Annotated in this window: 5 protein-coding genes and 2 rRNA genes; all 7 read right to left on the reverse strand. The window is 66.2% G+C overall.

Annotated elements, in window-relative coordinates; translation table 11 throughout:
• Window positions 1-126: 126 nt before the first annotated feature.
• Complete coding sequence (locus BGO82_RS04890; protein ID WP_291304446.1) at window positions 127-1,809, reverse strand: tetratricopeptide repeat protein; 1,683 nt, start codon at window positions 1,807-1,809, stop codon at window positions 127-129.
• A 60-nt stretch (window positions 1,810-1,869) separates the two neighbouring features.
• Entirely contained in the window at window positions 1,870-2,847 is a 978-nt protein-coding gene (locus BGO82_RS04895) for an aldo/keto reductase (RefSeq protein WP_291304447.1), read from the reverse strand.
• Window positions 2,848-2,956: 109 nt separating this feature from the next.
• Window positions 2,957-3,952: an alpha/beta hydrolase gene (locus tag BGO82_RS04900; RefSeq protein WP_291304448.1), complete on the reverse strand. Its 996-nt coding sequence runs from the start codon at window positions 3,950-3,952 to the stop codon at window positions 2,957-2,959.
• A 70-nt stretch (window positions 3,953-4,022) separates the two neighbouring features.
• Complete coding sequence (locus tag BGO82_RS04905; RefSeq protein WP_291304449.1) at window positions 4,023-5,702, reverse strand: tetratricopeptide repeat protein; 1,680 nt, start codon at window positions 5,700-5,702, stop codon at window positions 4,023-4,025.
• Window positions 5,703-5,760: 58 nt separating this feature from the next.
• Window positions 5,761-6,594, reverse strand: a complete 834-nt coding sequence (locus BGO82_RS04910) for a metallophosphoesterase (RefSeq protein WP_291304450.1) — start codon at window positions 6,592-6,594, stop codon at window positions 5,761-5,763.
• A gap of 141 nt (window positions 6,595-6,735) precedes the next feature.
• Window positions 6,736-6,851 (reverse strand): 5S ribosomal RNA (gene rrf / locus BGO82_RS04915).
• Window positions 6,852-7,021: 170 nt separating this feature from the next.
• Window positions 7,022-7,353 (reverse strand): 23S ribosomal RNA (locus tag BGO82_RS04920); the annotation flags it as partial.

Below are 7,353 nucleotides of genomic sequence, written 5' to 3' on the forward strand. Positions count from 1 at the left end.
AAACCTCCGGGAAAATCACCTCAACCCAAGAAGAATCCAATCACAGTCTAATGTAAACACTGCCCCCTTGCGGGGAGGGAACGGGGGTGGGGGCCACATGCGCCGGCGATCACGTTCAATCGTGAACTAATACGCCGGCCCCTCGCGGCCGAAGCCGGTCATGTCGAAGCTGGCCTTGGCCTCCGTCGTCGCGCCAAGCTCGTCGAGCTTGGCCTGGGCGATGTCGAGCCCGTTGTCGAGCGCGCGCGTGTACCAGGACGCCGCCTGCGTCGGGTCGGCCTCCACCCCGGCGCCCTCCTGGTACACCGTGCCCAGCGCGTATTGCGCCGGCGCATAGAACTGGTCCGCCGCCGCCTCGTAGAGCCGGATGGCCTCGGCCGGATCGGCATCGACGCCGACGCCGTTGAGCAGCAGATCGGCATAGGTCACCTGGGCCAGCACGTTGCCCTTGTCGGCGCCCGTCTTCAGCATCGGAAGCGCCTCGTCCAGCCGCTTCGCCTTCAGCAGCGCGCGCGCCAGCCACACCTTGTCGCCCACCGAATCGGGGTTGGCCGCGACCGCCGCCTGGCATGCCGCGATCGCCGTCTCGGCATCGAGCGCCGCGAACTCGACGCCGTGCCCTATGCCGCCCGGCTCGTAAGGCGATCCGGCCTGGTTCTGGCACGCGATTTCGGTGTTGGTGACGTCGATCCGCCGCTGCGAGAACTGGTCGCCGGCCGCGGCGCCGGTCTGGAAATAGCCCAGCGCCGTCGCGAGGTCACGGCCGGTGCCCAGTCCCTCGGCATACATGTAGCCGACGATGCCCTCGGCATAGGCGACGTGCTTCCGCTGCGCCGCCATCGCCAGGTCGAGCGCCCGCGCCGCATCGACCTCTGTGCCCTGCCCGAACAGATAATGCAGCGCCAGCGCCGCCTGCGCGAAGCCGTAATTCTGGTTGGCGGCGTCGGTGAGCAGCTCGAACGATCTGGGATAGCTCTGCTCGACCGCGATGCCCTGCTCGTAGAAATAGGCCAGCGCCGTTTCCGACTGCGGCTCGCCCTGCTCGGCACCCTGCCGGTAGAATTCGGCCGCCTTGGCGTTGTCGGCCTTAACCCCCTGCCCGTTCTGGTACAGGCTGCCGAGACCGGCGTAGCCCAGCGGCTCACCCGCACCGGCGGCATCCTGAAACAATGTCATGGCCTTGCCGAAATCCTGCTTCACCCCGGTACCGTTCTGGTAGGCCAGTCCGAGGTGGTAAAGCCCTGTTCCGTCACCCTTATCCGCCGCCTGCCGATAGAGCTTCAGCGCCTGCGCCGGATCGCCATCCACACCATCGCCCGCCTGGTAGCGGGCCGCCAGATCGTTCAGCGCCGGCACATATCCGGCCTTCGCCGCCTGCCGCAGCAGCACCATCGCCTGCCCCGGATCGCCAGTGTTGGGATCGGCCAAGAGCCGCGCTAACTCATAGGCAGCCAACGCATTTCCGGCATCGGCGGCGTCGCGCAGCATCGGCTCAGCCTCGGTCCGCCGGCCAATCAGCACATAGACGCGCGCCAGCCACGCCTTGACCTCGGCGGAGCCCGGCGCGGCCTTCCGCGCCGCCTCGCACGCGGCCTGCGCGCCATTGAGGAAGATCTGCTTGTCCTTGAGGCCGCGGCCTTCCCAGCCCGCCTCCCACGGCGAGGCCGCCAGCGCGCCGCAGGCCGCAACCGGGTCATTGTCGCCGGTCGTGTCGCCGCCCAGCGTCACCACCTGCGGCGCCGCCACGACGGGCGCCGCGGCAAGCGCGACCCCCAGCACGCCCAGCAAGATTGCGTCGCGAAGCCCCATGCCCTCTCCCTCCGGCGCCGATCCTAGCCAGAGGCAGTGCGGCGGGAAACCCCGCTCGTGCTACTGGAAGCCGGCCGGCGAACGCGGCTTATAGGCCGCTTCGAGCTTTTTGATGTCGTCGGCGCTGAGCTCGACTTCGAGCGCTCCGAGCGCATCGGTGAGCTGCGCCAGCTTGGTCACCCCGACGATCGGCGCCGTCACCGGCTCCTTCTGCAGCACCCAGGCCAGTGCCACCTGCGCCATGGTCTTGCCGTGCGCCCTGGCGATTTCGGCCACCGCATCGTTGATCTTTTCATCCTCCGCGGCGTGCGCATCGTAGAGCTGGTTCTGGAACGGATCGGTCTCGTAGCGCTTGGTGATCTCGCCCCATGGCCGCGCCAGCCGGCCGCGCGCCAGCGGCGACCACGGAATGACGCCGATGCCCTGGTCGATGCACAAGGGCAGCATCTCGCGCTCTTCCTCGCGATAGATCAGGTTGAGCTGGTCCTGCATCGACACGAAGCGCGTCCAGCCATTGCCGTCCTGCACCGCCAGCATCTTCATGAACTGCCAGGCCCACATCGAGGAGGCGCCGATGTAGCGGGCCTTGCCCATCTTCACCACGTCGTGCAGCGCCTCGAGCGTTTCCTCGATCGGCGTCTCATAGTCGAAGCGGTGGATCTGGTAGAGGTCGACATAGTCGGTCTTGAGCCGCCGCAGCGAATTGTCGATCTCGCTCAGGATCGCCTTGCGCGACTGCCCCTTGCCGTTGGGCCCCTTGCGCATCTCGCCATTGACTTTGGTGGCCAGCACCACCTCGTCGCGCTTGGCGATCTCCCACAGCACCGTGCCGGTGATCTCTTCGCTGGTGCCGGCCGAATAGACATTGGCTGTGTCGTAGAAATTGATCCCCGCCTCCCACGCGGCGCGGATGATCGGCCGGCTGTGCTCGAGGTCGAGCACCCATTCGCGGCCGAGCCGGGCATCGCCGAAGGACATGCAGCCGAGGCAGATGCGCGACACCTCGAGCCCGGTGGTTCCCAAACGTGCGTAATCCATGGTGGCAGCCTCCCAGGCGCGACGGCGCGGCAATGTCCGGATGATCAGTCGATGACCGAACCTAGTGCCGCGCTCCGCCGGGCGTCAACCGCATCGCAACGCCGTGACGCTATTCGTTGCGCCGCTTCGAATCGTCGATCGGATCGAGGATCGTATCCAGCTTGGTGATGGTGGACTGGATGTCGCCCATACCCTCGGGCGGCGCCGGCGTATACACCGGGCGCGGCACGCCGCTCGGGAACGCCCCGAACTGGGTGAAGAAGCTGATCATGTCGGCCAGCACCGGCGCGCGCCAGCGCCACATCGCGCCGATGGCGAACACCGCCTCCATATGCCCGATGTTCTGGTAGTATTTGACCGTCACCCAATTGCCCGCATCCTTGAGCTTGCGCGCCAGGTGGTCGGTGTTCTGCATGCGCACGATCGGGTCCTGGTCGCCCGAGGCGAGCAGCATCGGCGGCTCGTCGGCCGTCACCAGATTGATCGGCTGCGTGCCCTGCGGATTGTCGGTCTTGCCGAAGACGTTGCGCACCTCGTCATACTCGAACGGATAGAAGTCGAACGGTCCGGAGATGGCGGCGATGCCCTTGATCGGCATGGTGACGTTGTATTCGCGGAAAAACGACTTCTCGAGCCCCAGCATCACCGCGTTGTAGGCCCCCGCCGAATGCCCGGCGATGAAGAAGCGCGAGGTGTCGCCGCCATAGCTGCCGATATTGTCCTGGATCCACTTGGCGGCGTTGGCCAGATCTTCGAGGAAGCTCGGATAGGTCACTTCGGGATAGAGCCGGTAGTCGGGGATCACCACGACGAAACCGTTGGCCGCGAGCGCCCGGCCGACGAACTGGTAGTCCTGCCGCTGCCCCTGCTTCCACGAGCCGCCATAGATGAACATCACCACCGGCGCCGGCCCCTTGGGGTCCTTGGGCCCATAGATGTCGAGCTTCATGCGGTCGCCATCGGCATAGGGGATGGCCTGCCCGAGCACCGCCGCGTCGTCCATTGCCGCCCCGACATTGAACGGATCCATGATGTTGACCTGCGCCATGGCGGGCGCAGCGAAACTCAGCAGGGCGAAAGCGAAGGCGATCAGGCGCAGCAGCATCAGGCACGAATCCGAGGGAGGAAATGCGCCGGCTCTGTGGCCGGCAAAGCTGAAGATTTTGTGACCGTCTCTAGGACGCGCGGCGCTGTGCCGCGCACCAATGCCGCCACATGCCGCGGATCGCCGCTTCGAGATTGCCGGCAAAGCGCGGCGCGTTGAACAGGGGCGATGCGAGCATGCGGGCCCGAAGCCCGGCGCGCAGCTCGGCCAGCGCCGCGAGATCGGCGATCCGCGCCAAGCCCGTGGCGGCATACGACGCCGAATCGGGCGCGATCCATTCGGGCAGCCCGGCGCTGTGCAGGATGCCTTCGCCCATATGCGCGACATAGCGGTCGCCGGCCCGCACCAGCACCGGCACGCCCATATAGAGCGCCTCGACCGTGGTCGTGCCGCCATTGTAGGGGAACGGATCGAGGGCCACGTCGATCTCGTCATAGCTGCGCAGATGCGCGGCATAGTCCTTGATCTTGGGGTCGATGCGCACCCGGTCCACATCGACTCCGGCCGCGCGCAGCCTTTGCGTCACGTCCGACACGGTGCTGTCGTGATAATTGCCCGACGAGCGCAGGATCAGCCGCGCCGTCGGCACCGCCTTCAGCAGCGCCGCCCAGGCGGCGAGCGTCGCGTCGCTGAGCTTGTTGAAATTGTTGAAGCAGCCGAAGGTGACATGACCGTTGCCCAGCGCCGGCAAGGGCCCGGGCTGCGGCGCCGCCGGCGGCTCGGTGAAGCAGAGATACGTGTCCGGCAGCCGCCATGGCGTTTCCACCCACTGCTGGTCCTCGCTCTCGGGAATCACCCAGCGGCTCGCCAGCACGTAGTCGATGGCGCTGAGCCCGGTGGTCGCGAAATAGCCGATCCAGCTCACCGCCACCGGCGCCGGCTTGCGCGAAAATACCATCAGCCGGTTGGAGCCGGTGTGTCCGGACATGTCGAACAGAACATCGATCTTGTCCTCGACGATGCGCGCATCGAGCGCCGCGTCGGCCATGCCGGTGACATTGCGCCAGGTCGGAATCACACGCTTCAGCGCGGCCGTGATGTCGTCCTCGACCTCGCTGTTGGCGTAGGCGTGGAAATCGAGGCTGCTCTGCGAACCGAAGCCGCGCAGCGCCCCCAGCAGGAAGCGGCCGATCGGATGCGAGCGCAGGTCGCCCGAAACGAATCCGACGCGCAGCCGGCGCTCGGGATCGGGATCGTTCGCATGCGCCGTCCGCGGCGGCGCCGCCTTCGCGATCAACCGCCCCACCTCGCGCGCCCGCTCGGCCAGTGCCAGCGGGTCGGTTTCCGCCAGATAGTTCTCGGCGAACAGCACCGCGCTCTGCAGCCCGATCTGGTTGGGCTGCAGGGCGAGGGCACGGCGATTATACGTGACCGATTCGGCGATGAAGCCGGCGCGGTTGAGCGCCTGGCCCAGATTGGCCAGCACCAGCGGCGAGTTCGGGTCGAGCTCCAGCGCCCGCCGCAGCACCGGAATCGCCTCGTCGAAGCGGTTGAGGCTGCGATAGGCGACGCCGAGATTGGCCAGCGCCAGCCCGTGCCGGGGCGCGATGGAAAGCGACTCCTCGATCAGCGCGATGGCGCGCTCGAATTCTCTTGCCTGGATCGCCAGCACGCCCTTGAGGTGCAGCGCCCCGGCGTGCCGCGGCTGCTTCGCCAGGATGCGGTCGTAGAGCTCTGCGGCCTCGCGGTCCTTGCCCTGCTGGTGCAGCCGGATGGCGGCGCGATAGGTTTCGTCGAGCGAGAGTGTCACGGGCGGCACTATACCGTCGGCCCCGGCGGGCCGGCAACATGACGACAAGGCCGGCGGCCTACACCGCCACTTCCGCCTCCTCCCGCGTCTGCCATTCCCCCTCGTGCCATTCGCGCACGCGGATGTCGATGACGCCGTCCCGGATGTCGATGACGTTGTAGGCGTTGGCGTCGCCGCGCAGGCGGTCGGAGATGGTGCTGCTCGCCTGGCAGACCAGCACCGGCGCGTCGGCGGCGCGGCGGGGCCCGCGGGGAATGCCGTCGCGCACCGAATTGGGATCGTATTTGCGCACGAAGCTCAGGTGGAAATGTCCCGACAGCACCAGCCGCACGCCGAGGCGCGCGAACGCGTCGAGCGCCAGCGCCGAGCGGCGCGCCGCCAATGTCGGCTTCAGCGTCGATTGCGCCGGCTGCATCAGCGGATGATGCGCCACCACGACGCGCACCGCGTCGGCCGAGGCGTGCTGGAATGTCGTTTCGAGCCGCTCGAGCTGCCGCCTGTTGATCGAGCCGTTCGACCAGTCGCGGTCGGCCAGCGCCCGGCGGGTGGTGTTGAGCCCGGCAAACGCCACCGCCGCCCCGGGCCGGTCAAGTTCGAGGAACGGCTCGATCTCCGGCGCGATATAGCGGCGATAGAGCCCGTACGGGTCGAGGAAGCGCCGCACCGGGTTGCGCCCGAGGTCGTGATTGCCCGGCACCGCGAACACCGGCACCGCGACGCTATCGAGGAACTCCCGCGCCATCTGGAATTCGCTGGCCGTGCCGCGCTGCGTGAAATCGCCCGACGCCACCACCAGATCCGGCGCCTGCGCGCCGAGGTCGGCCGCTAGCGTCGCGGACACGGCCGGATCGTGGTGGCCGAAATGCAGGTCGGACACATGGGCAAGGCGCATGCAGACCAAAACGCCCGACCGTCGCCAGGGTTTCCCCACGGGCACCGGCCAGCATCAAACCGGCCGCAAAACAAAAACGCCGCCCCTTGCGGAGCGGCGTTTTGAATTTCGAAATCGTCAGAGATCAGATGTTCTTGGCAGACCTGGCAGCGACCTACTCTCCCAAGCCTTGAGACTTAGTACCATTGGCGCAAAGAGGTTTAACGGTCGAGTTCGGGATGGGATCGGGTTCTGGGCCTCTCGCAATAACCACCAGATCGGCGAAAAACATCTGAGTGAATTCTGGTTATCTAGAGCTTTGCTCTAGGGCTCCGTGCAACCCATGCAGTTTGCTACGGAGAGAGTGTTCTGAGCCGATCGTTTCGTTCAAGCCGCCAACCTGCCGGCACGCGGCCAGGCAAATCTTTGCGGACATTGATTAATGAGAACGATCAAGCCAATCGAGCTATTAGTACCGGTCAGCTTCACACATCGCTGCGCTTCCACATCCGGCCTATCAACGTGGTGGTCTTCCACGGCTCTCAAGGGAATGCTCGTTTTGAGGGAGGCTTCCTGCTTAGATGCTTTCAGCAGTTATCCCGTCCGAATATAGCTACCCTGCAATGCGGCTGGCGCCACAACAGGTCCACCAGAGATTCGTCCAACCCGGTCCTCTCGTACTAGGGTCAGCTCCTCTCAACATTCCTACACCCACGGCAGATAGGGACCAAACTGTCTCACGACGTTTTAAACCCAGCTCACGTACCACTTTAAATGGCG

Source organism: Devosia sp. 67-54 (assembly GCF_001899075.1).
Lineage (GTDB): Bacteria > Pseudomonadota > Alphaproteobacteria > Rhizobiales > Devosiaceae > Devosia_A.

Excerpts from the sequence above, each read along its gene's own strand:
- BGO82_RS04900 (WP_291304448.1), bottom strand. The coding sequence starts at position 3,952 with ATGCTGCTGCGCCTGATCGCCTTCGCTTTCGCCCTGCTGAGTTTCGCT.
- BGO82_RS04895 (WP_291304447.1), bottom strand. The coding sequence starts at position 2,847 with ATGGATTACGCACGTTTGGGAACCACCGGGCTCGAGGTGTCGCGCATC.
- BGO82_RS04890 (WP_291304446.1), bottom strand. The coding sequence starts at position 1,809 with ATGGGGCTTCGCGACGCAATCTTGCTGGGCGTGCTGGGGGTCGCGCTT.
- BGO82_RS04910 (WP_291304450.1), bottom strand. The coding sequence starts at position 6,594 with ATGCGCCTTGCCCATGTGTCCGACCTGCATTTCGGCCACCACGATCCG.